At 67.3% G+C, this 25,780-nt stretch carries 25 protein-coding genes; 17 read left to right on the top strand and 8 right to left on the bottom strand.

Annotated elements, in window-relative coordinates; all coding sequences use genetic code 11:
* Window positions 1-129: 129 nt before the first annotated feature.
* From zigA to LGM89_RS28980, 5 genes are read left to right on the top strand one after another with little or no spacing between them, the layout of a single operon-like run.
* Complete coding sequence (gene zigA, locus LGM89_RS29000; RefSeq protein WP_089496138.1) at window positions 130-1,338, top strand: zinc metallochaperone GTPase ZigA; 1,209 nt, start codon at window positions 130-132, stop codon at window positions 1,336-1,338.
* 58 nt (window positions 1,339-1,396) lie between these two features.
* The gene (folE2, locus tag LGM89_RS28995; protein ID WP_226274741.1) at window positions 1,397-2,317 is read left to right on the top strand and encodes a GTP cyclohydrolase FolE2; all 921 of its coding nucleotides are present in this window, start codon (window positions 1,397-1,399) and stop codon (window positions 2,315-2,317) included.
* On the top strand, window positions 2,311-2,889 hold the full coding sequence (locus LGM89_RS28990; RefSeq protein ID WP_226207362.1) for a 6-pyruvoyl trahydropterin synthase family protein: 579 nt from the start codon (window positions 2,311-2,313) through the stop codon (window positions 2,887-2,889). The genes folE2 and LGM89_RS28990 overlap by 7 nt, the downstream gene beginning before the upstream one ends.
* Window positions 2,889-3,449 carry a carbonate dehydratase gene (locus LGM89_RS28985; RefSeq protein WP_089433370.1) on the top strand — a complete coding sequence of 187 codons (561 nt, stop codon included), beginning with the start codon at window positions 2,889-2,891 and terminating at the stop codon, window positions 3,447-3,449. Before LGM89_RS28990 ends, LGM89_RS28985 begins: the two co-directional genes overlap by 1 nt.
* Before the next feature lie 3 nt (window positions 3,450-3,452).
* Window positions 3,453-4,829, top strand: a complete 1,377-nt coding sequence (locus LGM89_RS28980) for a dihydroorotase (protein WP_226274740.1) — start codon at window positions 3,453-3,455, stop codon at window positions 4,827-4,829.
* Here LGM89_RS28980 and LGM89_RS28975 read toward each other — a convergent pair.
* Entirely contained in the window at window positions 4,826-5,290 is a 465-nt protein-coding gene (locus LGM89_RS28975) for an Lrp/AsnC family transcriptional regulator (protein ID WP_089433368.1), read from the bottom strand. The genes LGM89_RS28980 and LGM89_RS28975 overlap by 4 nt on opposite strands.
* Window positions 5,291-5,444: 154 nt before the next feature.
* Here LGM89_RS28975 and LGM89_RS28970 point away from each other — a divergent pair, with 154 nt between their 5' ends.
* A complete protein-coding gene (locus LGM89_RS28970) occupies window positions 5,445-6,074 on the top strand; it encodes a LysE family translocator (protein ID WP_089496142.1) in 630 nt (209 codons plus the stop codon).
* A gap of 32 nt (window positions 6,075-6,106) precedes the next feature.
* On the opposite strand, the gene LGM89_RS28965 is transcribed toward LGM89_RS28970, so the two are convergent.
* On the bottom strand, window positions 6,107-6,955 hold the full coding sequence (locus tag LGM89_RS28965) for a helix-turn-helix domain-containing protein (protein ID WP_226274739.1): 849 nt from the start codon (window positions 6,953-6,955) through the stop codon (window positions 6,107-6,109).
* 196 nt (window positions 6,956-7,151) lie between these two features.
* Here LGM89_RS28965 and LGM89_RS28960 point away from each other — a divergent pair, with 196 nt between their 5' ends.
* Both LGM89_RS28960 and LGM89_RS28955 read left to right on the top strand, forming a co-directional pair.
* Window positions 7,152-8,114 carry a DUF2167 domain-containing protein gene (locus LGM89_RS28960; RefSeq protein WP_089496144.1) on the top strand — a complete coding sequence of 321 codons (963 nt, stop codon included), beginning with the start codon at window positions 7,152-7,154 and terminating at the stop codon, window positions 8,112-8,114.
* Window positions 8,111-8,836, top strand: a complete 726-nt coding sequence (locus LGM89_RS28955) for a site-2 protease family protein (protein WP_089462013.1) — start codon at window positions 8,111-8,113, stop codon at window positions 8,834-8,836. Before LGM89_RS28960 ends, LGM89_RS28955 begins: the two co-directional genes overlap by 4 nt.
* 78 nt (window positions 8,837-8,914) lie before the next feature.
* Here the strand turns inward: LGM89_RS28955 and LGM89_RS28950 are convergent, their stop codons facing one another.
* Window positions 8,915-10,294 (bottom strand): MFS transporter, encoded by a 1,380-nt coding sequence (locus tag LGM89_RS28950; RefSeq protein ID WP_226274738.1) that lies wholly within the window; start codon window positions 10,292-10,294, stop codon window positions 8,915-8,917.
* Window positions 10,295-10,541: 247 nt separating this feature from the next.
* Here LGM89_RS28950 and LGM89_RS28945 point away from each other — a divergent pair, with 247 nt between their 5' ends.
* Together LGM89_RS28945 and LGM89_RS28940 are read left to right on the top strand one after the other, a co-directional pair.
* Window positions 10,542-12,119 (top strand): aldehyde dehydrogenase (NADP(+)), encoded by a 1,578-nt coding sequence (locus LGM89_RS28945; RefSeq protein ID WP_226274737.1) that lies wholly within the window; start codon window positions 10,542-10,544, stop codon window positions 12,117-12,119.
* Between the two features lie 256 nt (window positions 12,120-12,375).
* Window positions 12,376-12,927 carry a hypothetical protein gene (locus LGM89_RS28940; protein ID WP_089429010.1) on the top strand — a complete coding sequence of 184 codons (552 nt, stop codon included), beginning with the start codon at window positions 12,376-12,378 and terminating at the stop codon, window positions 12,925-12,927.
* A 137-nt stretch (window positions 12,928-13,064) separates the two neighbouring features.
* Here LGM89_RS28940 and kdgD read toward each other — a convergent pair whose 3' ends face one another.
* Complete coding sequence (gene kdgD, locus LGM89_RS28935) at window positions 13,065-13,979, bottom strand: 5-dehydro-4-deoxyglucarate dehydratase (RefSeq protein WP_089429011.1); 915 nt, start codon at window positions 13,977-13,979, stop codon at window positions 13,065-13,067.
* A gap of 229 nt (window positions 13,980-14,208) precedes the next feature.
* Between kdgD and garD the strand changes: the two genes are divergently transcribed.
* A complete protein-coding gene (gene garD, locus LGM89_RS28930; RefSeq protein WP_046546146.1) occupies window positions 14,209-15,762 on the top strand; it encodes a galactarate dehydratase in 1,554 nt (517 codons plus the stop codon).
* Window positions 15,763-15,872: 110 nt separating this feature from the next.
* Here garD and LGM89_RS28925 read toward each other — a convergent pair whose 3' ends face one another.
* Window positions 15,873-16,355, bottom strand: a complete 483-nt coding sequence (locus tag LGM89_RS28925) for an Lrp/AsnC family transcriptional regulator (RefSeq protein WP_174952042.1) — start codon at window positions 16,353-16,355, stop codon at window positions 15,873-15,875.
* A 126-nt stretch (window positions 16,356-16,481) separates the two neighbouring features.
* On the opposite strand from LGM89_RS28925, the gene LGM89_RS28920 reads away from it, so the two are divergent.
* The 5 genes from LGM89_RS28920 to LGM89_RS28900 all read left to right on the top strand — a co-directional run bounded on the left by LGM89_RS28920 (window position 16,482) and on the right by LGM89_RS28900 (window position 20,853).
* The gene (locus LGM89_RS28920) at window positions 16,482-17,624 is read left to right on the top strand and encodes a branched-chain amino acid ABC transporter substrate-binding protein (RefSeq protein ID WP_226274736.1); all 1,143 of its coding nucleotides are present in this window, start codon (window positions 16,482-16,484) and stop codon (window positions 17,622-17,624) included.
* On the top strand, window positions 17,621-19,114 hold the full coding sequence (locus LGM89_RS28915) for an aminotransferase class IV (RefSeq protein ID WP_226274735.1): 1,494 nt from the start codon (window positions 17,621-17,623) through the stop codon (window positions 19,112-19,114). Before LGM89_RS28920 ends, LGM89_RS28915 begins: the two co-directional genes overlap by 4 nt.
* Before the next feature lie 180 nt (window positions 19,115-19,294).
* The gene (locus tag LGM89_RS28910) at window positions 19,295-19,687 is read left to right on the top strand and encodes a nuclear transport factor 2 family protein (protein ID WP_089496152.1); all 393 of its coding nucleotides are present in this window, start codon (window positions 19,295-19,297) and stop codon (window positions 19,685-19,687) included.
* A gap of 78 nt (window positions 19,688-19,765) precedes the next feature.
* Complete coding sequence (locus LGM89_RS28905) at window positions 19,766-20,221, top strand: RbsD/FucU family protein (protein WP_089496153.1); 456 nt, start codon at window positions 19,766-19,768, stop codon at window positions 20,219-20,221.
* Between the two features lie 194 nt (window positions 20,222-20,415).
* Window positions 20,416-20,853, top strand: coding sequence for a DoxX family protein (locus LGM89_RS28900; protein ID WP_089496154.1), 438 nt, complete (start codon window positions 20,416-20,418; stop codon window positions 20,851-20,853).
* Between the two features lie 144 nt (window positions 20,854-20,997).
* Here LGM89_RS28900 and LGM89_RS28895 read toward each other — a convergent pair whose 3' ends face one another.
* Both LGM89_RS28895 and LGM89_RS28890 read right to left on the bottom strand, forming a co-directional pair.
* Window positions 20,998-22,305 carry an MFS transporter gene (locus LGM89_RS28895; RefSeq protein ID WP_089462018.1) on the bottom strand — a complete coding sequence of 436 codons (1,308 nt, stop codon included), beginning with the start codon at window positions 22,303-22,305 and terminating at the stop codon, window positions 20,998-21,000.
* A gap of 336 nt (window positions 22,306-22,641) precedes the next feature.
* A complete protein-coding gene (locus LGM89_RS28890) occupies window positions 22,642-23,778 on the bottom strand; it encodes a branched-chain amino acid ABC transporter substrate-binding protein (RefSeq protein ID WP_226274734.1) in 1,137 nt (378 codons plus the stop codon).
* 666 nt (window positions 23,779-24,444) lie between these two features.
* Here LGM89_RS28890 and LGM89_RS28885 point away from each other — a divergent pair.
* Window positions 24,445-25,239: an AraC family transcriptional regulator gene (locus tag LGM89_RS28885; RefSeq protein WP_089459046.1), complete on the top strand. Its 795-nt coding sequence runs from the start codon at window positions 24,445-24,447 to the stop codon at window positions 25,237-25,239.
* A gap of 79 nt (window positions 25,240-25,318) precedes the next feature.
* Here the strand turns inward: LGM89_RS28885 and LGM89_RS28880 are convergent, their stop codons facing one another.
* Complete coding sequence (locus LGM89_RS28880; protein WP_039367795.1) at window positions 25,319-25,582, bottom strand: hypothetical protein; 264 nt, start codon at window positions 25,580-25,582, stop codon at window positions 25,319-25,321.
* Between the last annotated feature and the right edge of the window lie 198 nt (window positions 25,583-25,780).

Genomic DNA, 25,780 nt, shown 5'->3' with positions numbered 1-25,780 from the left:
ATGCCGGAGCGGCGCGGTCCGCTTCGGACAAAACCTAACCGGCATGCTGGACGTTTGAAATGATATGTTATATCGTTGCGATACTATATATCACTCGATGATCGTCCACTCTCCTCCCGGAATCGCCCGATGAGCCCCGCACTCTCCCCGTCCACGCGGCTTCCCGTGACCGTCCTGTCCGGCTTCCTCGGCGCCGGCAAGACGACGCTGCTCAACCACATCCTGAACAATCGCGAGGGCCGGCGCGTCGCGGTCATCGTCAATGACATGTCCGAGGTCAACATCGACGCCGCGCTCGTGCGCGACGGCGGCGCGGGGCTGTCGCGCACCGACGAGAAGCTGGTCGAGATGAGCAACGGCTGCATCTGCTGCACGCTGCGCGAGGATCTGCTGATCGAGGTCGACCGGCTCGCGCGCGAAGGGCGGTTCGACCAGCTCGTGATCGAATCGACCGGCATCTCGGAGCCGCTGCCGGTGGCCGAGACGTTCACGTTCGAAGGCGAGGATGGCCGCAGCCTCGGCGAAGTCGCGCGGCTCGACACGATGGTGACGGTGGTCGATGCGTTCAATTTCCTGCGCGACTACGCGTCGCGCGACAGCCTGCAGGCGCGCGGCGAATCGATGGGCGAGGAAGATGCGCGCACGGTCGTCGATCTGCTGATCGACCAGATCGAGTTCTGCGACGTGATCGTGATCAACAAGATCGACCTGATCGACGCCAGCGCGCGCGAGCGGCTCGTCGCGTTGCTGCGCGGCTTGAACCCGCGCGCACGGATCGAGATCGCCGAATTCGGCAAGGTGCCGCTCGAGCGCGTGCTCGACACCGGCCTGTTCGACTTCGAAGCCGCATCGCGCGCGCCGGGCTGGCTGCAGGAGATGCGCGGCACGCACACGCCCGAGACCGACGAGTACGGCATCCGCAGCTTCGTCTATCGCGCGCGTCGGCCGTTCCATCCGCAGCGTTTCTTCGATCTCGTCGAAAACGAATGGCCGGGTGTCGTCCGTTCGAAGGGATTCTTCTGGCTCGCCACCCACCCGACCGTCGCCGGTTCGTGGTCGCAGGCCGGTGCGGTCGCGCGGCACGGGCCGGCCGGCTACTGGTGGGCGGCCATGCCGCCCGAGCGCTGGCCGCAGGACGCGGAAGCCGTCGCGCAGATCCGCGCGCGCTGGGACGAGCACGTCGGCGATGCGCGGCAGGAACTCGTGCTGATCGGCATGGACATGGACGAGCCCGCGCTGCGCGCGCGCTTCGACGCGTGTCTGCTGACCGATGCCGAGATGGCCACCGGCCCCGAACACTGGACCACGTGGGACAACCCGTTCCGCGACTGGCCCTGACCTGAACGCGCTTCCTGCATCGATCCGGATGGAGAAGGCGCTCCACCGGATTTCGAGCATGAACGCACCGCTTCCCGATATTTCCCTGACCGATGCCGCGCCGGGCGGCCGCCCGCTCGAATGGGTCGGCATGCAGGGCATCGACCTGCCCGTTGCAGTGGCCGAACCCGGCTGCCGGCGCGACGTGCATGCGCGCGCCGACGTGCAGGTCGATCTCCCCGCGCCGCACGTGAAGGGCATCCACATGTCGCGGCTGTACCGGCTGCTCGACGGGCTCGATGATGGCGCGGCGCTGTCGCCGGCCTGCCTTCAGCGTGTGCTGCACGCGATGGTCGACAGCCATCGGGACTGCGACACGCGCAGCGCGCGGCTCCGGTTGCGCTTCGACTTGCTGGCGCGCCGCGCCGCGCTGGTGACGGACGGGCTGGCCGGATGGAAGGCCTATCCGGTCCGGCTCGACGCGACGCTGACCGGCTCCCGGTTCGCGCTGCGCGCGCAGGTGACGGTCGTCTATTCGTCGACGTGCCCGTGCTCGGCCGCGCTGTCGCGGCACTGGGTCGAGCAGGCGTTCCTGGCGGCATTCGGTCGCGACGATCGCGTGGAGCCGGCGGCGGTCGCCGCGTGGCTGAAGCGGCACGCGACGGCGGCCACGCCGCACAGCCAGCGCAGCGAAGCCGTCGTCAGCGTGGCGTTGCCCGCCGATGGCGCGACGCTGGGGCTGATCGACCTGATCGATCGCATCGAGCACGCGCTCGGCACGCCGGTGCAGACGGCCGTCAAGCGCGCGGACGAGCAGGCCTTCGCGGTGCTCAACGGCGGGAACCTGATGTTCGTCGAGGACGCCGCGCGCCGGGTCCAGGCCGCGCTGGACGGCCACCATGCGACCCCGCGCGTGCACGTGCGCCATCTGGAAAGCCTGCATCCGCACGATGCGGTGGCCTGGGCCGCGCCGGTTCGCGAAGGCGCCGACGCATGCTGATCCGCAAGTTGTTCCGCTTCGAGAACGCGCACGTCGTGCGCGGCTGCAGCACGCGGCGCTGCTCGCATTCGATCCACGGCCATTCGTACCGCGTCGAGCTGCTGCTGGAAGCGCACGCGCTGGATCACGGGCAGATGATCTACGACTTCGGGCTGCTCAAGGGCGACGTGCGCGAGCTGATCGACGCGTTCGATCACGCCGTGACGCTGTGGTCGGATGACGACCCGTGTTATGTCGAGAGCATGCGCCGGCATTCCGAGCGCTGGGTGCTGCTGCCCGTGTCGCCGAGCGCCGAGCAGTTCTCGCGCGTGTTCTTTCGCCTCGTCGATGCGGCGCTGTCCAGCACCCGCATGACGAACGGCGAAGCCGACGTGCGGCTGCATTCGATCATCGTTCACGAGACCGAGACCGGTTACGCGCAGTGCTTTCGCGACGATGCGTTCAACCCGCGCATGGGCCGCATCGACCTGGACGACATCGTGTTCGCGCCGGCCATCGCCGCACAGTGGCGCGATCCGGGCTTGTTCGAGCGGATCAAGCGCGGCCGCCCCCTTTCAACGCAGGAATCCTGATGATCAGAAAGAACCCGCGCGGCGACCTGCCGCAGATTCATCCGAGCGCCTTCGTCGATCCGACCGCCATTCTGTGCGGGCTCGTGATCGTCGAGGAGAACGTGTTCATCGGCCCGTACGCGGTGATCCGCGCCGACGAAACGGATGCCGGTGGCCGGATTGCGCCGATCGTGATCGGTGCGCATTCGAACATCCAGGACGGTGTGGTGATCCATTCGAAGTCGGGCGCGAGCGTCACCATCGGCCAGCACACGTCGATCGCGCATCGCGCGATCGTCCACGGGCCGTGCAAGGTCGGCAACGGCGTGTTCGTCGGCTTCAACAGCGTGCTGTTCAACTGCACCATCGACGACGGCTGCGTGGTGCGCTACAACGCGGTCGTCGACGGCTGCCACCTGCCGCCGGGGTTCTACGTGCGTTCGACAGAACGCATCGGGCCGGAAACCGATCTCGCCGCGTTGCCGCAGGTGACGGCCGACGCGAGCGATTTCTCCGAGGACGTCGCACGCACGAACAATGCGCTGGTGCTGGGCTACAAGCACATCCAGAACGAGTTCTGAGTCATGGACGAGCCTATCCGACGTGAAGCGGGCGTGAGCGACGCGCTGAAGCGACGTCACGCCGACCTGCTCGTGCATGGTGGCACCGCGATGACACCCAACGGAGCCGAGCGGATCGACATCGCGTGCGTGGGCGGCCGTGTCGTCGCGCTGGGCGCGTTGCACGGCACGTGGAGCGCCGACGTCCTGCTGGATGCCGGCGGCCTGCACGTGTTGCCGGGCGTCGTCGACAGCCAGGTGCATTTCCGCGAACCGGGCTTGACGCACAAGGAGACCCTCGAGGCCGGCACGCGCGGCGCGGTGCTCGGCGGCGTCACGACGATCTTCGAGATGCCCAACACGCATCCGCTGACGCTGACCGCGCAGGATCTGCAGGCCAAGCTGGATCTTGCGCGCGGCCGTGCCTGGTGCGACTACGCGTTCTACATCGGCGGCTCGGCCGCGAATGCCGAACGGCTGCCGGCGCTCGAAAACCTGCCGGGCTGCGCGGGGGTGAAGGTCTTCATGGGCAGTTCATTCGGCGACCTGCTGGCCGACGACGAAGCCGTGTTGCGCCGGATCGTGCGTAACGGGCGGCGGCGCATGGCCGTGCACGCGGAAGACGAGGCGCGGCTGCGCGAACGCCGGGCGCTCGTCGAAGCGAGCGGCGATGTGCGTGATCATCCTCGCTGGCGCGACGAGGAAAGCGCGCTGGCGGCGACGCGGCGCATCGTCGGGCTGGCCGCCGAGACGGGCCGCCGGCTGCATGTGCTGCACGTGTCCACCGCCGGCGAAATGGCGTTCCTCGCGCGGCACCGGCAGCGCGTGACCGTCGAGGTCACGCCGCATCATCTGAGCCTGCACGCGCCCGATTGCTACGAGCGGCTCGGCACGTTCGCGCAGATGAATCCGCCGGTGCGCGAGCGGCATCATCAGGATGCGCTGTGGCAGGCCGTTCGCGATGGCGTGGTCGACGTGATCGGCAGCGATCACGCGCCGCATACGCGCGACGAAAAACGCCGGCTCTATCCGCAGTCGCCGAGCGGGATGACCGGCGTGCAGACGCTGCTGCCGTTGATGCTCGATCACGTGCAGGCGGGCCGCCTGAGCCTCGCGCGGCTGGTCGACCTGACCAGCGCCGGGCCGGCGCGCATCTTCGGCATCGCGGGGAAAGGGCGGATCGCGGCCGGCTACGACGCCGATTTCAGCGTCGTCGACTTGCAGGCGCGTCGCGTCATCCGGGACGAATGGATTGCCAGCGTGAGTGGCTGGACGCCGTACGACGGGTGCGCGGTGACGGGCTGGCCCGTGCATACGGTCGTGCGCGGGCAGGTCGCGGTGCGCGATGGCGAGCTGAACGGGGAGCCGGCAGGGCAGGCCGTGACGTTTCTGGATGCCTAGATCGGCAGGCGAACCGTCTGCTTGATGCGCTTCAGCGGAATCTCGGTTTCGACGTTGCGGACGCCTTCGATCTGCGTGAGCGTCTCCATCTGGAAGCGCTGGTAGTCGTCGAGATCGCGCGCGATCACGCGCAGCAGATAGTCGTAGCTGCCGGCCATCAGGTGGCATTCGAGTACTTCGGGCGCTTGCTCCATCTCGCGTGCGAAGTGTTCGACCGTCTTCTTGTCCTGGCGCTCCAGCGTGACGCGCACGAACGCGGTGAATCGCAGGTCGACGGCAGCCGGGTTCAAGAGCGCGACATACGCATCGATCACGCCCTGTTCCTCGAGCAGATGAACGCGGCGCAGGCATGGCGTGGGCGACAGCCCGGCCTGTTGCGCGAGTTCGGCATTCGTCTGGTTCGAATTCCGTTGCAATGCACGCAGAATGCGTCGGTCGATCGCGTCCAGTTTGATTGGCATTTTTTGCTACCAGAAGCTTGAAAACTAGAGATTAGCTCCAAATCGCTGATTTCATGTAGCCAAATACGCATCCAATCTCCACGGAAGGGCACCGATAATCTGACGACCGGCCGGGCGATTCCCGTCCGTCGGCTATCCCTTCAGGAGCGCTCCCATGTCACATCTATCCTGGCTGCCATTCATCGCAACGTCGCTTCTGATCATCGTCACGCCCGGTCAGGACATGGTGCTCGTGATGTCGCGCACGCTATCCGGCGGCACGCGCGCGGGCCTCGTGACGGCGGCGGGCGTCAGCGTCGGGCTGCTCGTTCATACGATGCTCGCGACGCTCGGTCTGGGCGCGCTTCTTCAGGCATCCGAATGGCTGTTCACGGCGCTGAAGGTGATCGGTGCGCTGTATCTGCTGTACCTCGGCATCACGTTGCTGCGGTCGTCGGGCGAACTGACGCTCGCGAGCGGCCGCGACGGTGCGCCGGCATCGCGGCTTCGCACATTCGCGCAAGGCGCGCTGTCCAACGTGTCGAATCCGAAGGTCGCGCTCTTCTATCTGGCGTTCCTGCCGCAATTCGTGCCGGCGGGCGCCGCGCATCCGATGCTGTCGCTGTTCCTGCTCGGCGCGACGTTTGCCGGCCTGACGTTTCTCGTCAAGGGGCCGGTCGCGTTGTTCGCGGGCCTGCTGTCTGCATCAATCCGCCGCAATCCGCGCATCCTGACGCGCATGCATCGCGTCAGCGGGATGGTGCTGCTGGGGCTCGGCGTGAAGCTGGCGCTCGAGCGCCGCTGATCGCAGCCGCGGCGCCGGCGCGCCTGCCGGCTTTATTCCGCCGGCAACGCATCCGCCAGCGCCCGCATCGCCTCCACCGTCTCCGGGTTCGCCGGAAAGAACGCCTCGATCGCGAGTTCCGACAGCGTCACGTCGACCGGCGTGCCGAACACCGTCGTCGTGCTGAAGAACGTCAGTTCGCCGGCCGCCGTGCGCAGCCGCAGCGGCACGGCGATCTCCGCGAAGTCGGTGCGCGCCTGCGTGTCGTCGGGCTGGCCGGCCGGCGCCGGATACGCGGCGAGTTCGTCGCGCAGCGTGTGCAGCGTGCGGTCGCCGCTCGCATCGATCTGCCGCTGCAGCCGATGCAGGATGTGCGCGCGCCATTCGTGCCAGTTGACGATCTGCGACGCGAGCCCGTCCGGATGCAGGCTCAGCCGCAGCACGTTGACGGGCGGCTGCAGCAGCGCCGGGTCGGCTTGCGTGACCAGCGCGCCGAGCATCCGGTTCGCGGCGAGCAGCGTCCAGTGGCGGTCCACGGCGAGTGCCGGATAAGGCTCGTGGCCGCGCAGCACGGCTTCGACCGCGTGGCGCGCGGCATCCAGTTGCGGATCCGAAAACGGCCGTTCGCGGAACAGCGGCGCGAAGCCGGCCGCGACGAGCAGCGCATTGCGCTCGCGCAGCGGCACGTCGAGACGCTCGGCGAGATGCAGCACCATCTCGCGGCTCGGCTGCGCGCGGCCCGATTCGACGAAGCTCAGGTGGCGCGCGGAGACGTCCGCGTCCAGCGCGAGCGCCATCTGGCTCAGGCGCCGGCGTTGCCGCCACGTGCGCAGCAGCGGGCCGATGCCTGGCGCGCGGCCGGCGGACGGGGAGGGCGAATGGAGGGCGGCGGTCGGGTTCATGTGGCAGATGATAGGCAATCCCGCGCACCTTGGGCATTACCTCGGACGTAAGCATCGCGCCGCTCCCCGGGCGAGTCACCGCGCTGCGTTACCATAGCCCCCGTGCCAACTGAGAGACGACGCCGGACCCGCGATTGAAAACGCCTGGGCCGGTGGCGTGCATATTTACGACAAGGCATTCCAGGGGAATCCAACAATGAAAAAACTTGCCGTCCGGCTCGCCTGCGTGGCGACGCTTGCATTCGCCGCGACCACCGGCCACGCGCAGACCGAAGCTGCGCAGGTGGAAATGAGGGCCGCCGCCGCGGCCGCCAATGACGCGGTCGTGAAAGGCCCGACCGACATCGACGTAAAACACGAAGCCGTGCTGAAGCTGAAAGCCGGCGAATCGTTCGTGCCGGCTGCCGAAGCCGGCCGCTACCTGCGCTCGATGGGTAACTCGATCGACGAATCCAAGCTGGTCGGCCTCGTGCTGCCCGACGATCCCGATGCCGACTGGATCTCGGTCGTGTCGTTCGAGCCGAGCGGCTATATCCGCGACGACGACGCGAAGGACTGGAAGCCCGACGAGCTGCTGAAGAGCCTGCAGTCCGGCACCGAGGAAGACAACCCGGGGCGCAAGGAGCGCGGCCTGCCGGAGACCGAGGTGGTCGGCTGGGCGAAGGCGCCCGCGTACGACGCGGCCACGCACCGGCTCGTGTGGTCCGCGATCATCCGCGACAAGGGCGCGGCCCCGAACGCGGAGAACGACGGCGTGAACTACCGGACGCTCGTGCTCGGCCGTGACGGCTACCTGTCGCTGACGATGGCGTCGACGCTGGCCGACCTGCCGAAATACAAGGCGTCGGCCGACGAGCTGCTGTCGAACATCCGCTTCAACGACGGCAAGCGCTATGCCGATTTCAACAAGTCGACCGACCACGTCGCCGAGTACGGCCTTGCGGCGCTGATCGTCGGCGTCGGCGCGAAGAAGCTCGGCCTGCTCGCGCTGATCGGCGCGTTCGCGGTGAAGTTCTTCAAGATCGGCGCGGTCGCGCTGCTGGCCGGCGGTGCGGCACTGAAGCGCTTCTTCGGGCGCAAGCCGAAGGCGGCCGCGGTGCCGGCCGTCGCCGAGGCATCCAGCGTATCCGACGTATCCGGCACGGAGCGCAAGGAATGACGAAGCTGTTGCTGCTGATCTTCGGCGGCCTGAAGCTCGGCAAGGTGCTCATGTCGGCGGGCACCATGCTGGCGTCGATCGCGGTCTACGCGCTGTTCTACGGCTGGCGGTTCGCGGCCGGTTTCGTGGCGCTGCTGCTGGTGCACGAGGCCGGCCACTATATCGCCGCGCAGCGGCGCGGGCTCGACGTCGGGCTGCCGACTTTCATCCCGTTCGTCGGTGCCTGGATCCAGCTGAAGGAGATGCCGCACGACGCGGAAACCGAGGCGTACGTCGGGCTCGCCGGGCCGTTCGTCGGCACGCTCGGCGCGCTAGCCTGCTACGCGGCCGCGCGCCACACCGACAGCAACCTGCTGCTCGCGCTGTCGTACACGGGCTTCTTCCTGAACCTGTTCAACATGATTCCGCTGTCGCCGTTCGACGGCGGGCGGATCACCGCGGTGCTGTCGCCGCGCATCTGGTTCGCGGGCGTGCCGGTGCTGATCGCGCTGTTCGTGTACCGCCCGAGCCCGTTGCTGATCGTGATGGCGATCCTCGCGCTGCCGCAGCTGAAGCGCGCGTGGCGCTACGATCCCGACGCGCCGGAGAACCGTGTGTACTACGCGACATCGATCGAGACGAAGACGACGTACGCGCTCTGCTACGTGGGCCTGCTCGCGTTCCTCGCGCTGATGACGTCCGGCGTGCACGACATGCTACGCGTCGCACATTCGTCGATCTGACTGCTGATACCGGGTATCCGATGCAACAACGGCGGCCGTTTTCATGCGGCCGCCGTTGCTTTGTCTTGAAGCCGAACGTCAGGCGTCGCGATGACGCAGTTCGACGCGTTTGATGTCCTTCACGATCACGAGATAGCTGAACACGGTGACGAGCGCGTTCAGCCCGACGAACACGAGCGCGCCGTTGAACGAGCCGCTCGCGCCGACGAGGTAGCCGATCGCGATCGGCGCGACGATGCCGGCCGTGTTGCCGAACATGTTGAACAGGCTGCCCGACAGGCCGATCGCTTCCTTCGGCGCGGTATCCGCGACGACGGCCCAGCCGAGCGAGCCGATCCCCTTGCCGAAGAACGACACGGCCATCAGCACGATCACCAGCACTTCGCTGTCGACGTAGTTGCACCCGATGATGACCATCGACAGCGCCATCCCGCCGACGATCGGGATCTTCCGCGCGAGCGTGAGCGACACGCCGCGGCGGATCAGCCCGTCCGACAGCATCCCGCCGAGCACGCCGCCGAGGAACCCGCAGATCGCGGGCAGCGACGTCATGAAGCCGGCCTTCAGCAGCGACATGCCGCGCGCCTGCACGAGGTAGATCGGGAACCACGTGAGGAAGAAGTACGTGAGCACGTTCACGCAGTACTGGCCGAGGTACACGCCGATCAGCATCCGGTTCGACAGCAGCTGGCGCACGTAGTACCAGCCGGCCACGCGGCTGCTTTCGGAGCGCGCGCCGTTGCTGCTGCGTGCAGCGGTGCGCACGAGGCCGCCGCCTTGCTCGATATGGTCGAGTTCCGCGCGGTTCACGGCCGGATGGTCGGCCGGATCCTTCATGACCCGCAGCCACAGGAACGCGAGCGCGATGCCCGCGAGGCCGAGCCACAGATACACCTGGTGCCAGCCGTACGCATGCGTGAGCCACGCCATCAGCGGCGAGAACACCACGGCCGCGAAGTACTGCGCGGCGTTGAAGATCGCCGACGCGGTGCCGCGTTCGGCGGTCGGGAACCAGCTCGCGACCACTTTCGCGTTCGCCGGAAAGGCGGGGGCTTCGGCGATGCCGACCGCGAAGCGCATCGCGAACAGCGCGGCGACCGCGAACGCGGCGCTGCCGCCGAGGCCGATCGTGCTCTGCAGCAGCGTGAACGCCGACCACAGGAAGATGCTGGCCGCATACACGCGCCGCGCGCCGAAGCGGTCCAGCAGCCAGCCGCTCGGCAGTTGCGCGAGCACGTACGCCCAGCTGAACGCCGAGAAGATGTAGCCCATCGTCACCGGATCGATGCCGAACGCCTTGCGGATCGGCGTGCCGGTGATCGACAGCGTCGCGCGGTCCGCATAGTTGAGCGTCGTGACGACGAACAGCATCGCCAGGATCCAGTAGCGCACGGCGGTCCGGCGCGCGGTGCGCGCGAGGTCGAGCGGAAGCTCGCGAGAAGGGGTTTGATTAGGCACTTTAATGTATGTCGTCGTATGACTTGGCGACAGTTTATTGGCAATAATCAGACGCAGAAACCTCGGGTTTTCCCTCTGGATGGTGACGTGAAGGCGTAAAAATCCCAGATATTGGCGCGTGAAATAGGGGTTTTGCGCGTGCCGGCACCTGCCCGACCATTGACGCGAATATTGAGGTTATGTGGGCGGACATCATATCTGTTGAGCTACAATGAACGACCTATTCCCGAACCACGGAGCACACCCCATGCAACTGACTGGAGAGATGCTGATCGGCGCCGAAGCGGTCGCCGGCTCGGCCGGTACCTTGCGCGCGTTCGACCCGTCGAAGGGCGAGCCGATCGACGCGCCGGCGTTCGGCGTTGCGTCGCAGGCCGACGTCGAGCGCGCATGCGAACTCGCGCGCGATGCGTTCGACGCGTACCGCGCGCAGCCGCTCGCGGCCCGCGCGGCGTTTCTCGACGCGATCGCGGATGAAATCGTCGCGCTCGGCGACGCGCTGATCGAGCGTGCGCACGCCGAAACGGGCCTGCCCGTCGCGCGGCTGCAGGGCGAGCGCGGCCGCACCGTCGGCCAGCTCCGGCTGTTCGCGCGCGTCGTGCGCGACGGGCGCTTTCTTGCCGCGTCGATCGATCCCGCGCAGCCGGCGCGCACACCGCTGCCGCGTTCGGACCTGCGGCTGCAGAAAGTCGGGCTCGGGCCCGTCGTCGTGTTCGGCGCGAGCAATTTCCCGCTCGCGTTCTCGGTGGCCGGCGGCGATACGGCGTCGGCGCTCGCGGCCGGCTGCCCGGTGATCGTGAAGGCGCACGAGGCGCACCTCGGCACGTCCGAGCTGGTCGGCCGCGCGATCCGCGCCGCCGTCGCGAAAACCGGGATGCCGGCGGGCGTGTTCTCGCTGCTGGTCGGCCCCGGCCGCGTGATCGGCGCGGCGCTCGTCAGCCATCCGGCGGTCCAGGCGGTCGGCTTCACGGGGTCGCGGCAGGGCGGCATGGCGCTCGTGCAACTCGCGAACGCGCGCCCGCAGCCGATTCCCGTCTACGCGGAAATGAGCAGCATCAACCCCGTCGTGCTGTTTCCGGCGGCGCTCGCCGCGCGCGGCGACGCGATCGCGACGGGCTTCGTCGATTCGCTGACGCTGGGCGTCGGCCAGTTCTGCACCAACCCGGGCCTCGTGCTCGCGATCGACGGCCCCGATCTCGACCGCTTCGAAACCGTCGCCGCGCAGGCGCTCGCGAAGAAGCCGGCCGGCGTGATGCTCACGCGCGGCATCGCCGATGCGTATCGCAACGGCCGCGGCAAGCTGGCCGAACTGCCGGGCGTGCGCGAGATCGGCGCGGGGGAGGCGGCGCAGACCGACTGCCAGGCCGGCGGCGCGCTGTACGAAGTGGGCGCGCAGGCGTTCCTCGCCGAGCCGGCGTTCAGCCACGAGGTGTTCGGGCCGGCGTCGCTGATCGTGCGTTGCCGCGATCTCGACGAAGTCGCGCGCGTGCTCGAAGCGCTCGAAGGCCAGCTGACGGCCACGCTGCAGATGGACGCCGACGACAAGCCGCTCGCGCGCCGGCTGCTGCCGGTTCTCGAACGCAAGGCGGGCCGCCTGCTGGTCAACGGCTACCCGACCGGCGTCGAGGTGTGCGATGCGATGGTGCACGGCGGGCCGTTCCCGGCCACGTCGAACCCGGCCGTCACGTCGGTCGGCGCGACGGCGATCGAACGTTTCCTGCGGCCGGTGTGCTACCAGGATTTCCCGGACGATCTGCTGCCGGAAGGGTTGCAGGAAAGCAATCCGCTCGCGATTCCGCGGCTGCGGGACGGGAAGGCGGAGTAATCGTCACGCACGGCTGATGGCGTCATGACGGCGGTCAATGCGCCGATTGCGTGCCTGAAATCGGAAAGGCGGAGGTAGCCGGTCGGCTGCTTCCGCCTTTTTTGCGTGCTTCGGAAACTGTCGGAGAACGGATGCATGCCACCCCGGCAGACTTTCGCCGCCCGCGCTTTTCTCCTACAGTACCGAAGCCCCGGGTCGACCGACCTGCGGGCGAAGCCTGAGAGATCCAGAAAAAGTCTAAAAGGGTACCGAATCCATGAATATCAACAAACGTGGCGACCACCTGTTCGCGGCCGGATTGTGGAAAGCGATCGGCGACGTCGCGAAATCCGTGCGCACCCAGATCGGCCAGTACAGCGAAGGACGCGTGCTCGCGAATGCACTGCTGGAATTCCAGCGCGACCTGGGCGGCAGCGAATTCGACATCACGATCAACCAGGGGCGGCTCGTTACGGGTTCCGACGCGCACTCGCTCGTGTTCGGTCAAGCCGTTCGCCGTTTCCGGCAGGACATGGAAGCGCTGGTGTTCGCGCTCCAGTACCGGCGCGGCATCGATGAACGCGATCCGGGCCTGCGCACCGAAGCGTTGATGCAGGCGAACAGCCAGCTCGCGACCGCGAAGCAGTCGGCGACGATCACGGTCGGCCGGTTCTTCGACGCGGTCGTTGACCGCGACGTACTCGGGCAGATCCTTGGCAGCGAATCGAATTCGCGCGCGCGATCGGGTGCGCAGGACCAGATCGAGGCGACACGCGTCAAGCTGGGGAACGTGCGTTACCGGATCGTCGGGGTCATCGCGCAGATGTGACGGTGGCGACACGCATTGCGGCGGATGCGTGCGTCATCGCGGAAAGCGCGCAAAAGGTGGCGGCCGGCGAATGCCGGCCGCGATGTAGCACTGCCGGCGCGGTGCCAATGAAGACGTGCGCTGCCGACGAACACCGCTTATTGCGGCCCCATCTTCTTGATCAGCACGTCGAGCTCTGCTGCTTCTGCATCGGTGAGATCGACGAGCGGCGCGCGCACCGGGCCTGCATCATGGCCGACGAGCTTCGCGCCCGCCTTCACGATGCTGACCGCATAGCCCGCGCGGCGATTGCGGATCTTCAGGTACGGCAGGAAGAATTCGTCGATCAGGCGGCCGACCGTGGCGTGGTCGTCCTTCGCGATCGCTTCGTAGAATGCCATCGCCGTCTTCGGGATGAAGTTGAACACGGCCGACGAATACACCGGCACGCCGAGCGCCTTGTACGCGGCGGCATAGACTTCAGCCGTCGGCAGGCCGCCGAGGTACGCGAACCGGTCGCCGAGGCGGCGGCGGATCGTCACCATGCTTTCGATTTCGCCCACGCCGTCCTTGAAGCCGATCAGGTTCGGGCAACGATCGGCGAGGCGCTCGAGCATGTCGGCGTTCAGCTTCGAATTCGCGCGGTTGTACACCACGACACCGATCTTCAGCGCACGGCACACCTGCTCGACGTGGTCGGCGATCCCTTCCTGGCTGGCTTCGGTCAGGTAATGCGGCATCAGCAGCACGCCGCTCGCGCCGAGGCGCTCGGCCTCCTGCGCATATTCGATTGCGACGCGCGTCGCGCCGCCCGCGCCGGCGAGGATCGGCACCTTGCCCTTGCAGGTTTCCGTCGCGACACGGATCACGTCCGAATACTCGCGCTGCGTGAGCGAGAAGAATTCACCGGTGCCGCCGGCCGCGAACAGCGCGCTCGCACCGTAGGGCGCGAGCCATTCCAGGCGCTCGGCATAGGTGGACGGGCGGAAGCTGCCGTCGGCGTCGAAATCCGTCAGCGGAAACGACAGCAGGCCGTGGGAAATGATCTGTTTGAGTTCTTGCGGTGAGGTCATGGTTGGGTCGTCCGTCTAGCGCGAGTGCTGGGTTCGTTGGGAACGGCATACGAGCCACATTGGCGATGTCGTTGTATGTCATCGTACAACGAGGGGAGGGGCGACGCAAGCGGTTTGCTGGTCGATAAATAGTAGGGTCTTTCCGGATAAGGGTTTACGCAGCATCGCCGAGCAAGGTCGAATGTCGTATGATGACTAATGATATGGCCGATAGCCTCCAGGAATTCCGATGACTGCTTCCCCGCTCTATATCCGTGTGCATCCGGACGACAACGTCGCGATCGTCGTCAACGACGGCGGCCTGCCCGAGGGCGCGACGTTCGCCGACGGGCTGACGCTGCGCGAAGGCGTGCCGCAGGGGCACAAGGTTGCGCTGGTCGATCTCGCGGCCGGCGACCCGATCGTCCGCTACAACGTGGTGATCGGCTATGCGCTGGTCGAGCTGCGCCGCGGCAGCTGGGTCAACGAGCGCACGATGCGCATGCCCGAGCCGCCGGGGCTCGACGACCTGCCGCTCGCGACGCGCGCCGCGCCGCCGCTGCCGCCGCTCGAAGGCTATACGTTCGAGGGCTTCCGCAATGCCGACGGCTCGGTCGGCACCCGCAACATCCTCGCGATCACGACGACCGTGCAGTGCGTGTCGGGCGTCGTCGAGCACGCGGTGAAGCGGATCAAGGCCGAGCTGCTGCCGCGCTACCCGAACGTCGACGACGTGGTCGGGCTCGAGCACACGTACGGCTGCGGCGTGGCGATCGACGCGCCCGACGCCGACATCCCGATCCGCACGCTGCGCAACATCAGCCTGAATCCGAACTTCGGCGGCGAGGTGATGACCGTGAGCCTCGGCTGCGAGAAGCTGCAGCCCGAGCGCCTGCTGCCGCCCGGCACGATTCCGGTCGCGGCCGACGGTGCGACCGACAACGGCGGCGTGGTGTGCCTGCAGGACGCCGCGCACGTCGGCTTCAACTCGATGATCGACTCGATCATGAAGATGGCCGAATCGCATCTCGAGCGGCTCAACCGCCGCCGCCGCGAGACGTGCCCGGCATCGGATCTCGTCGTCGGTGTGCAGTGCGGCGGCAGCGATGCGTTCTCGGGGCTCACCGCGAACCCGGCCGTCGGCTTCGCGGCCGACCTGCTGGTGCGCGCGGGCGCGACGATCATGTTCTCCGAGGTGACGGAAGTGCGCGATGGCGTCGCGCAGCTCACGTCGCGCGCGGCGAACGAGGACGTGGCGCGCGAGATCATCCGCGAGATGGACTGGTACGACCGCTACCTGCAGCGTGGCCGCGTCGACCGCAGCGCGAACACGACGCCCGGCAACAAGAAGGGCGGTCTGTCGAACATCGTCGAGAAGGCGATGGGATCGATCGTGAAATCGGGCAGCGCGCCGATCGCCGGCGTCGTGCGTCCCGGCGATCGCGCGAAGCAGAAGGGGCTGTTGTACGCGGCGACGCCCGCGAGCGATTTCATCTGCGGCACGCTGCAGCTCGCGGCCGGGATGAACCTGCACATCTTCACGACCGGCCGCGGCACGCCGTACGGGCTCGCGCAGGTGCCGGTGATCAAGGTCGCGACGCGCAGCGACCTCGCGCGTCGCTGGCACGACCTCATGGACCTCGACGCGGGGCAGATCGCGACCGGCGCGGCCACGATCGAGGACACCGGCTGGGCACTGTTCCGGCTGATGCTCGACGTCGCGAGCGGCAAGCGCCGCACGTGGGCCGAGCAATGGAAGCTCGCGAACGCGCTGACGCTGTTCAATCCGGCGCCGGTGACCTGACGCGCGCGGCTGTTGCGGCCGGACGAAGCGGGCGCCCGAGGGCGCCCGTTTTCATCGCGGCGGCTCGTGCACGTGCACGTGCACGGGCCCGCGTCCGGGCCGGGCGGTCGTCACTCGATGCCGATCGGCAGCGACAGCCCCACCTTCACGCGTGACATCACGACCATCGTCTCGAAGTGACGGATGTTGTGGTGTTGCCGAAACACGCGCGTGGAAAACTCCTCGTAGTGGTCGATGTCGCGCATCGCGATCATCAGCACGAAATCCGCACGGCCCGTCACCACATAACACTGCATGACTTCCGGCAGCGATTTCAGGAACCGCTTGAATTCGTCGAGCAGGTCGACCCGTTCGCGCTCGACCTGCACGAGCACCAGCATCGTCAACGGGAGGCCGACCTTGGTCGGATCGACGACGGACACGTCCTGCTGGATGTAGCGCTCGTCGCGCAGCCGCTTCACGCGTCGCAGGCACGCGGGCGGGCTGAGGCCGATCTCGGCGGCGAGCGCCTGGTTCGTGATCTGGTTGTCGTGCTGGAGGCGGGCGAGGATCCGCAGGTCGAAGTCGTCGAGCGGCGCGGCGGCAGGATTCATCGGATTTCCTTCGGAGAGAAAAAACGAAACAAACTCACGAACGAAGCCGCTCGATGTTTATCGGATTTCGTGACGGCTGCCGATAATCGTAGCATCCGTCAACGACGAAGCTGCGAGGAAAACATCATGCGTTCCCGACGTCTGCTGCTGGCGCCGCTCGTGCCACTTGTGTCGCTTGTACTGGCCGTTCCCGCGTTCGGTGCGGATACGGTCGTCGTGGGTTTTGCCGGCGCGCTCACGGGCGCGCAGGCGCATTTCGGCGAGGACAGCGCACGCGGCATCCGGCTGGCCATCGATGAAATCAACGCGGCGCATCCGAGCGTCGCCGGGCATCCGGTCACGTTCGCGCTCGACGCGCAGGACGACCAGGCCGCCCCGAAGGTCGCGACGACGGTCGCGCAGCGCTTCGTCGATACGCACGTCAGCGCGGTGATCGGCCACCAGAATTCGGGCACGTCGATCGCCGTCGCGCGGCTCTATGCGACGGCGAGCATCGCGGAGCTGACGCCGTCGGCCACCAATCCGGCGTTCACGCGTCTCGGCTATCACACGACGTTCCGGATGCTTGCGAACGACGACTTCCTCGGGCAGGCCGTCGCCCGCTATGCGGTCGAGCAACTGCACGCGCGCCGCATCGGCGTCGTCGACGATCGCACGGCTTACGGCCAGGGCATCGCGGATGTGTTCGTCGACGGGCTCGGGAAGACGGGCACGGCCGTGGTCGGCCGCGAATACACGACCGACAAGGCATTCGACTTCGGCGCGCCGCTGACGCTGCTCAAGGGCAAGGCGCCCGACGCGATCTTCTTCGGCGGCATGGACACGCAGGGCGGCCCGATGCTCAGGCAGATGAAGAAGCTGCGAATTGTCGCGCCGCTGCTGGGTGGCGACGGTCTGTGCACGCAAGAGATCCTGAAACTGGCCGGCGATGCGCTCGACGGCAACCTCGTGTGCGCGGACGGCGGCCGGAGCCTCGCGAAGATGCCGGGCGGCCCCGCGTTCGCGGCGCGCTTCACGCAGAAGTACGGCGCCCCCGTGCAGCTCTACGCGCCGTATGCCTACGACGCGATGATGGCCGTCTATCACGCGGTGATGCTCGCGCAGTCCACCGATCCGGCGAAGATCGTCGGCGCGCTGCATCGCGTCGACTTCCAGGGCGTGACCGGCCGGATCGCGTTCGACGCGAACGGCGAGCTGCGCAATCCGGCGGCAACGATTTCGACGTTCAAAGGAGGCAACAAGGTGACTTTGTCGGAGGTAGTGAAATGAATACGCGGATTCTTCCCGTGGGCACCGCATCGTTGCGTGACGTCGCGCGGCCGGTCGGCGACGTTGCCGATCCCGCCGTGCGCGAAGCGGCCAGCGCACTGCGCGCCGCGCTACGCGCGTTTCGCGACGAACACGGTTTCGGCCGCGCGGTCGCCGCGCCGCAGATCGGCGTCGGGCAACGGATGATCGCGCTCGCGCTGGACGGCTGGCCCGACGTGATCGTGAACCCCGAGATCGTGTGGCGCAGCGATGCGCGCATGACGCTGTGGGATGACTGCATGTGCTTTCCCGACCTGTTCGTGCGCGTCGAGCGCCACGCGTCGGTGAGCGTGCGGTACACGACGCTCGACGGCGAACTGCATCGGCGCGATGCGCTGTCGCCCGATGTGTCGGAGCTGATGCAGCACGAGATCGATCATCTCGACGGCAAGCTGTCGTTCGATCGTGCGGCGGGACCGAATGCGGTCGTGCATCGCAGCGTGTTCGACGCCGATCGCGCGTCGTTTGCCGCGCAGGTCGACTACGCGCCACCGTACGTTCCCGCCGCGACGCGCACGACGCAGGAAGGTAGTCAGTCAGCCGAAGCACCCGCGTATCCGCCGGGTGCCGCGTACATGAACGGCCGCTTCATTCCGATCGCCGACGCGCGCGTGTCGGTGCTCGACTGGGGCTTTCTACATTCCGACGTCACGTACGACACCGTGCACGTGTGGAACGGCCGCTTCTTCCGCCTCGACCGGCACATCGCGCGGTTCAGGCGTTCGCTGGCAAGGCTGCGGCTGAATGTGCCGCTGAGCGACGACGCGCTGCGCGACATCCTCGTCGAATGCGTGCGCCGCTCGGGCCTGCGCAACGCGTACGTTGAAATGCTGTGCACGCGCGGCGTGTCGCCCACCTTCAGCCGCGACCCGCGCGACGCGGTGAACCAGTTCATCGCGTTCGCGGTGCCGTACGGCTCGGTCGCGAACGAGCGGCAGTTGCGCGAGGGCCTGCACCTGCACCTGATCGACGACGTGCGGCGGATTCCGCCCGAATCGGTCGATCCGCAGATCAAGAACTACCACTGGCTCGACCTCGTCGCGGGGCTGTTGAAGGGCTATGACGCAGGGGCGGAGTCGGTCGTGCTGAAGTGCACGGACGGCAGCATCGCCGAAGGGCCCGGATTCAACATCTTCGTCGTGCGCGACGGCCGGCTTCGGACGCCCGAGCGCGGTGTGCTGCACGGCATCACGCGGCAGACCGTGTTCGAGCTGGCGGCGTCGATGGGCATCGACGCGCAAGCCGATCGCATCGACGACGTGCAACTGCGCGATGCGGACGAGGCGTTCATCACGTCGACGGCCGGCGGGATCATGCCCGTCACGCGGCTGAACGGCGCGCCGATCGGCGACGGCCGGCCGGGCCCGGTGACGCGCCGGTTGTTCGACGCGTACTGGGCGAAGCACGAGGATCCGGCGTGGAGCCTGGCGGTCGACTACGCGGCCAATTGATGGCTGATGGCTGATGGCTGATGGTTGATGGTTGATCGCGGTGGCGCGGGTGCGATTTCCTTACCTCGTACGTAATCGACCGCCCGCGCGAGGCCGGCGACGATGTCTGCACGCGAACAAGCAACACGCAACACGCGACGTTCGCGACATCGTCCTCTCATCGACCCAAGGAGCCTCGCCATGAACACCGCCCCATCCGCCTCGTCCGTTCACGCCGACCTGATCGACCGCTACATCGACGCCTGGAACGAACCCGATGTCGCGCGCCGCCGCGCGCTGATCGATGCGACCTACGCGAGCGACGCGGCGTATCGCGATCCGCTGATGGCCGGCGACGGCCACGCGGGCATCGACGCGATGATCGCGGCCGTACAGGCGCGCTTCCCCGCGTTCCGCTTCCGCCGCACGACCGACGTCGACGGGTTCGGCCAGCACCTGCGGTTCTCGTGGGCGCTCGTGTCGCCCGACGGCGCGGCGATCGTGAAGGGTTCGGACTTCGGCACCGTCGACGCATCGGGCCGCCTCGCGTCGGTCACGGGTTTCATCGACGAAATGCCGGCCGCGGCGTCGTGATACGAGCGATGCATGCGCAGCGGCCACCGGGATCGGGTAACGTTATGCGTTCGTTCCTGATCCCGGAGACTAGCCGACATGCTGAAGAATCTCGACCCGCTGCTGCACGCCGACATCCTGCACACGCTGCGCGCGATGGGCCACGGTGACGAAATCGCGATCTGCGATGCGAATTTCCCGGCGGAATCCGTCGCGGAGCACACGGTGGTCGGCCGCGCGTTGCGGATCGACGGTGCCGATTCGGCACGCGTCGTGCGCGCGGTGCTGTCCGTGCTGCCGCTCGACACGTACGTCGACACCCCCGCGTGGCGGATGGAAGTCGTCGGCGATGCAGCCGCGGTGCCGCCCGTACAGCGCGAAGTGCAGGCCGAGATCGATCGCGCCGAAGGGCGCCCGGTGCCGCTCACGGGGATCGAGCGGTTCGCGTTCTACGAGCGCGCGCAGCAGACGTACGCGGTGATCGTCACCGGCGAGCTGCGCGGCTACGGCTGCTTCATCTTCAAGAAGGGCGTGTTGTTGAGCGACGCGGGCTAAACGCCTTGGCGATACCGCTGCCTTCGGGCCGCGCGGCGGCCGCCGTGTAAAGATTTGCTACAACCTTTTTCTTGGACACGGCCGAAACTCTGTCTATGCTGGCCCATTTGCCGCGGGCCCCGCAGGGTCGCGCGGCGCCGAGTTGTCCGGGTATGCTCCGGGCGGCCGGCCGAATTGCATACGAGGAGAGAGGCATGACGCGTTCCGTCGATTCCGGCGTCATTTTTTTCGCGCGCCTGGCGCTGGCGGCGTTGTTCCTGTGGGGCGGCGTGATGAAGCTGCTCGGCTACGGCGATTTCATCGGCTACCTGCATGGGCTGAACGTGCCGTATCCGCAGGTGATCGGACCGATCGTCGTCGCGATCGAGGGGCTCGGCGGGCTGCTGCTGATCGTCGGCTACAAGGTGAAACCGCTCGCGCTGCTGATGGCGTTCTACACGGTCGCGACCGCGATGGTCGGGCACAATTTCTGGGACGCGACGGACGCCGCGGTCCAGCACGACATGGTGATCCATTTCTGGAAGAACATCGCGATCGCCGGCGGATTCCTGCTGTTGTACGTCACCGGCGCCGGCGGCGCGAGCATCGACGGCCTGCGCCGGCCGAGCACGACGTACGGCAGCCTGCGCTGATCGCACGTCGTCGCGCCGTCGCCGTTGCGCTGAAGCAAAACAAAAGGGCCGAATCCCGCGGGATTCGGCCCTTTTGTTCATGGAGCGCGTGCATTCGGTCATTCAATGCGGCGCTGGACGCCACCGCACGCGCGCCGTCGCCGCTCAGTGCGGCGAATCCTCCTTCGCATCCTTCGAGAACTGCACGGCGATCGCGCCGAGCACGCAGATCGCCGCGACGTACACCACCGGTGCGAGCGGATTCGACTTCATCATCAGCGACACGATCACCGGCGTGAGGCCGCCGAAGATCGCATACGCGACGTTGTACGAGAACGAGATGCCCGAGAAGCGCACGACGGCCGGGAAGCTCTTGACCATCACGAACGGCACCGCGCCGATCGTGCCGACCATGAAGCCCGCGATCCCGTAGTAGAGCGGCAGCGTCGACGCGTCGGCCGCGACCTGCGCGAACAGCAGGTAGTAGCACGCGGCCAGCCCGATGCCGCCGATGGCGAGCACACGCTTCGCGCCGATCCAGCCCGCGAGCGAACCCGCGGTGATGCAGCCGGCCGTCAGGCACAGCGTCGCGACGCTGTTCGCGAACAGCGTCGTCGCGGGTGTCAGGTGGAACTGCTTCTGCAGCAACGCGGGCGTCATCAGGATCACGACGACGATCGCGGCCGACAGCATCCACGTGAGCAGCATCGACACGATCACCGCGCGGCCGTGGTCGCGCAGCACGGCCTTCAGCGGAATCTCGGCCGCGAGCGCCTTTTTCGCCTTCATCTCGGCGAACACCGGCGTCTCGTGCAGCCAGCGGCGCAGGTACACCGAGAACAGGCCGAACACGCCGCCGAGCAGGAACGGGATGCGCCACGCGAACGCGCCGACTTCGGCGCTCGAGTAACGGCTGTTGATGCCGGCGGCCACCAGCGAGCCGAGCAGGATGCCGGCCGTCAGGCCCGCGGTCAGCGTGCCGCACGCATAGCCGATGTGGCGCGACGGCACGTGCTCGGACACGAACACCCACGCGCCCGGCACTTCGCCGCCGACGGCCGCGCCCTGCAGCACGCGGAACAGCAGCAGCAATACCGGCGCGAGGATGCCGATCGTGTCGTAGGTCGGCAGCAGGCCCATCAGCAGCGTCGGCACGGACATCATCAGCACGCTCAGCGTGAACATCCGCTTGCGGCCGAACAGGTCGCCGAAGTGCGCCATGATCACGCCGCCGAGCGGGCGCGCGAGGTAGCCGGCCGCGAAGATGCCGAACGTCTGCAGCTGGCGCAGCCAGTCGGGAATGTCGTGCGGGAAGAACAGTTGCCCAATCGCCGGCGCGAAGAACACGAAGATGATGAAGTCGTAGAACTCGAGGGCGCCGCCGAGTGCGGCGAGGCCAAGGGTCTTGTAGTCGCTGCGCGTGAGCGCGCGTTCGGCGGCGCGAGGCACGCCGCTCAATTCGGAAGCTTGCATGGTCAGGACGATTGGTTTTTCGAATGGTGTTGTCGGTGCTGCGTCTCCAGGGCCCGCTTTTCGGCATGGACTGACAAGGCGCGGCTTGCATCGTCGAAGCGTGCCGCGTGCCGGGTGCGGCACGAAACACGCGCCGCCGCACCGGGATGGGGCGCGGCGGAGACGAAGCGTCAAAGCGGGTGGGGGGATTCTACAGGAGCGCGAAATGCACGCGCGTGGGGGCGCGCCGAGGAACGGTTCGGATCGCGAAGCCGGAGCAGACGCAGACGCAAAAGCGCACGCGGCGCGGGCGGCCGGTGAGCCGCTGACGCGCCGCGTGGGGCGGGGTTTTACGTATCAGTTGCCGGCGATCGTATCGACCGGCTTGAACGCGCCGTGCTCGACCTTGTAGATCGTCACCGGCGCATCCCTCAGGTCGCCCTTCGTGTCGTACGCGATGCTGGGGGCCGACACGCCCTTGACCGACACCTTGCCGAGATACGGCGTGTACACCTTCGGGTCGGTCGAGTTCGCGTCCTTCATCGCGGTGAGCAGCGCGATCGTGCCGTCATACGAGTACGGCGAGTAGGTGATCACGTCTTCGTTGAAGCGCGCCTTGTAGCGCGCCGCGTAGCCGGCGAAGCCGGGCATCTTTTCCTTCGGCAGCCCGCCCATGTAGACGATCGCGCCTTCGGCCGCGTCGCCGCCGACCTTCAGGAACGTCGGCGAGCGCGACATCTCGCCCGTCACGAACGCCGACTTCATCCCGAGCTGGCGCATCTTGCGGATCATCGGCGACGATTGCGCGTCGCCGCCCCCGTAGAAGATCGCGTCCGGGTTCATCCCTTTGAGGTTGGTCAGGATCGCGGAGAAATCGAGCGCCTTGTCGTTCGTGAAGTCGCGCTTGATGATCGTGCCGCCCGCCGCTTCGACGGCCTTCGCGAATTCGTCGGCGATGCCCTGGCCGTAGGCCGTGCGGTCGTCGATGATCGCGATGCGCTTGAAGCGCAGCGTCTTCACCGCGTACGTGCCGACGATGCGGCCCGCCTGCGCGTCGCTCGTCAGCAGCCGGTAGGTCGTCTTGTAGCCGCGCGCCGTGTATTGCGGCGACGTGGCCATCGAGATCTGCGGCAGCCCCGCGCGATCGTACAGGTCGGATGCGGGAATGCTCGTGCCCGAGTTGAAGTGCCCGATGATCCCGCGGACGTTGTCGTCGATCAGCCGCTGCGCGACGGTCGTGCCGGTGCGCGGGTCGGCCTGGTCGTCCTGCGAGTCGAGCTGGAACGTGACGGGCTTGCCGCCGATGGTCGGACGCGTCGCGTTGAAATCGGCGATCGCGAGTTGCACGCCCTTCTGCATGTCCGTGCCGTAGTTCGACTGCGGGCCGGTCAGCGGTGCGGCGAAACCGATCTTGACGACGTCGGCGGCGATGGCGTGCGTGCCCGACAGTGCGCAGGCAGCGGCCAGCGCGACGTGCGATACCTTCAGCTTCACTTTCACTTCCCCTTGATGGCGTGGTTGGGCCGCCGCCGGCTGGCGGGCCGGCGCCGGTAAACCGGGCGAGACGGTTCGGTCGGCAGGCCGATGCGAGGGCCGTGCGTGCTTGCCGCGTGCTGTCCGGGCTGTGCCGGAATCGGCGCGCCTGATGGCCGATGCCGCAGGCCATGCATGCCGATTGCTGCCGCGGCGTGAGGTCGTCTCGTGACCGTGAAGCGAAGTCTAGATAGCGAAAATGCGTGCGTCTTGCGCGTTCGATGCGTGGGCGGCGACGATATCGGCATATCGTCGATAACCCTGATATATGCCGAAATCGTCACGCCGAATGCGCAAACGCGCCAAGACGCTGCACGTCCGCATTTCTATGCTGGCAAGTTCGGGCGTACGGTGCCGGCGTGCGAGTGCGCCAGTCCGCGCGCGGCGTGTCGGCACCGGCGCACGCGTGGTGGCTGCGTCGACACAAGCGGATTCGCCGCCGGCCGCCGCACGCTCGACGCAGTGGTTGCGCACGCAACGTATGTCGCGTGACGATGCCGGCCGATCGGCGGCGCGCCGCGACGCGACGGCCGCCGCCAACTTGCCCGCCTTTGCGATCGGCGCGACGCGATCGAAGGGGCGCTTCTATAATCGACGCCATCTGCCACTCGCATTGCGGTTGCCGGGATGACGCCCTTGCTTGCCGTACCGCCCATGAGCCTGTCCGAACCGTTGCGCTACCAGCCCGACAACGCCGATTTCGGCGCGATGCTTGCGCACTTCCGCCTGCTCGAACCGGTGTTCGATGCACTGCCGGACGTCGCGTTCTTCGTGAAGGATGCGAGCGGCCGCTACGCGATCGTCAATCGCACGCTGGCGATGCGCTGCGGCTACAAGGACAAGCGCGACCTGCTCGGCAAGACGGCCGACGAAGTGTTTCCGCGCCGCTTCGGCCGCAGCTATTTCGAGCAGGACATGGCGACGATCAACGCCGGCCAGCAACTGATGGACCAGCTGGAACTGCACCTGTATCCGGGCCGTCAGCCGGGCTGGTGCCTGACCTGCAAGGAGCCGCTGCGCGACGCCGCGGGCAGGGTGGTCGGCCTCGCGGGCATCTCGCGCGACCTGAAGGCACACGAGGGATCGCACCCGGCGTACAGCCGGCTCGCCGACGTCGTCCAGCACATCCAGGATCACTACGTGCAGCCGCTGAACCTGAAGCATCTCGCGCAGATGGCGGGGATGTCGGTCGCGCAGCTCGAGCGCTACTTCCACAAGGTGTTCCACCTGACGCCGCGCCAGGTGCTGCTGAAGACGCGGCTCGATGCGGCCACCGCGCTGCTCGTCACGCACGACAAGGTGACCGACGTCGCGGCGCTATGCGGCTATACGGACCACAGCGCGTTCACGCGCCAGTTCAAGGCGACGGTCGGCGTCACGCCGACGGAATACCGGTTGATGCTGCAGGAGCGGGCGGGGTGACGCGACACGCCGACAGGGCCGGCGAGTCGCTGGGAATCGGGGTGATGCGGGAAAGCGGGAAAGGGATGAAGACGCCGGCTCAGCGGTAGCCGAGCCCTTTCAGGACGGCGGTGCCGTCTTCGGTCAGCCGGAAGCTGGGTGCCGTTTCGGTGTCGAGCTTGACCATCTCGACGAGACCGGCTTCCTGCAGCGCAGGCAGTTCGGGTTTGGCATTGGCGCCGATCGGTGCGTGCAGCAGCACGAGCAGCGTCGCGATTTCATGATGACTGAGCAGGCGGCGCAGCATCGTCTTCTTTGCAGGGGGCGCGGCCGGGCGGCCCGCGGGTGCTTCTACGGCGCTCATCGCTTTCCTCCTTTTCGAGATAACCATCGGGTACTGGTTGCGGATGGTGCCGTCGAAGACTTAAGCGATTCTTAAAACCGCGGTGGGCGACGGAATGCTGCGCTGCGGTACGGGTTACCGGATGTAACGCCATATGGAATGCGGTTTCCGGCCCGATCGTGGCGAGCCGCGCGGATGGGGGCGCGGCCGAGCGATTCC

This window comes from Burkholderia sp. AU31624 (assembly GCF_020420065.1).
Classification (GTDB): Bacteria; Pseudomonadota; Gammaproteobacteria; order Burkholderiales; family Burkholderiaceae; genus Burkholderia.
This window is presented reverse-complemented; position numbering and strand designations above follow the sequence as displayed.

Excerpts from the sequence above, each read along its gene's own strand:
- zigA (WP_089496138.1), top strand. The coding sequence starts at position 130 with ATGAGCCCCGCACTCTCCCCGTCCACGCGGCTTCCCGTGACCGTCCTG.
- folE2 (WP_226274741.1), top strand. The coding sequence starts at position 1,397 with ATGAACGCACCGCTTCCCGATATTTCCCTGACCGATGCCGCGCCGGGC.
- LGM89_RS28990 (WP_226207362.1), top strand. The coding sequence starts at position 2,311 with ATGCTGATCCGCAAGTTGTTCCGCTTCGAGAACGCGCACGTCGTGCGC.
- LGM89_RS28985 (WP_089433370.1), top strand. The coding sequence starts at position 2,889 with ATGATCAGAAAGAACCCGCGCGGCGACCTGCCGCAGATTCATCCGAGC.
- LGM89_RS28980 (WP_226274740.1), top strand. The coding sequence starts at position 3,453 with ATGGACGAGCCTATCCGACGTGAAGCGGGCGTGAGCGACGCGCTGAAG.
- LGM89_RS28975 (WP_089433368.1), bottom strand. The coding sequence starts at position 5,290 with ATGCCAATCAAACTGGACGCGATCGACCGACGCATTCTGCGTGCATTG.
- LGM89_RS28970 (WP_089496142.1), top strand. The coding sequence starts at position 5,445 with ATGTCACATCTATCCTGGCTGCCATTCATCGCAACGTCGCTTCTGATC.
- LGM89_RS28965 (WP_226274739.1), bottom strand. The coding sequence starts at position 6,955 with ATGAACCCGACCGCCGCCCTCCATTCGCCCTCCCCGTCCGCCGGCCGC.
- LGM89_RS28960 (WP_089496144.1), top strand. The coding sequence starts at position 7,152 with ATGAAAAAACTTGCCGTCCGGCTCGCCTGCGTGGCGACGCTTGCATTC.
- LGM89_RS28955 (WP_089462013.1), top strand. The coding sequence starts at position 8,111 with ATGACGAAGCTGTTGCTGCTGATCTTCGGCGGCCTGAAGCTCGGCAAG.
- LGM89_RS28945 (WP_226274737.1), top strand. The coding sequence starts at position 10,542 with ATGCAACTGACTGGAGAGATGCTGATCGGCGCCGAAGCGGTCGCCGGC.
- LGM89_RS28940 (WP_089429010.1), top strand. The coding sequence starts at position 12,376 with ATGAATATCAACAAACGTGGCGACCACCTGTTCGCGGCCGGATTGTGG.
- kdgD (WP_089429011.1), bottom strand. The coding sequence starts at position 13,979 with ATGACCTCACCGCAAGAACTCAAACAGATCATTTCCCACGGCCTGCTG.
- garD (WP_046546146.1), top strand. The coding sequence starts at position 14,209 with ATGACTGCTTCCCCGCTCTATATCCGTGTGCATCCGGACGACAACGTC.
- LGM89_RS28925 (WP_174952042.1), bottom strand. The coding sequence starts at position 16,355 with ATGAATCCTGCCGCCGCGCCGCTCGACGACTTCGACCTGCGGATCCTC.
- LGM89_RS28920 (WP_226274736.1), top strand. The coding sequence starts at position 16,482 with ATGCGTTCCCGACGTCTGCTGCTGGCGCCGCTCGTGCCACTTGTGTCG.
- LGM89_RS28915 (WP_226274735.1), top strand. The coding sequence starts at position 17,621 with ATGAATACGCGGATTCTTCCCGTGGGCACCGCATCGTTGCGTGACGTC.
- LGM89_RS28910 (WP_089496152.1), top strand. The coding sequence starts at position 19,295 with ATGAACACCGCCCCATCCGCCTCGTCCGTTCACGCCGACCTGATCGAC.
- LGM89_RS28905 (WP_089496153.1), top strand. The coding sequence starts at position 19,766 with ATGCTGAAGAATCTCGACCCGCTGCTGCACGCCGACATCCTGCACACG.
- LGM89_RS28900 (WP_089496154.1), top strand. The coding sequence starts at position 20,416 with ATGACGCGTTCCGTCGATTCCGGCGTCATTTTTTTCGCGCGCCTGGCG.
- LGM89_RS28895 (WP_089462018.1), bottom strand. The coding sequence starts at position 22,305 with ATGCAAGCTTCCGAATTGAGCGGCGTGCCTCGCGCCGCCGAACGCGCG.
- LGM89_RS28885 (WP_089459046.1), top strand. The coding sequence starts at position 24,445 with ATGACGCCCTTGCTTGCCGTACCGCCCATGAGCCTGTCCGAACCGTTG.
- LGM89_RS28880 (WP_039367795.1), bottom strand. The coding sequence starts at position 25,582 with ATGAGCGCCGTAGAAGCACCCGCGGGCCGCCCGGCCGCGCCCCCTGCA.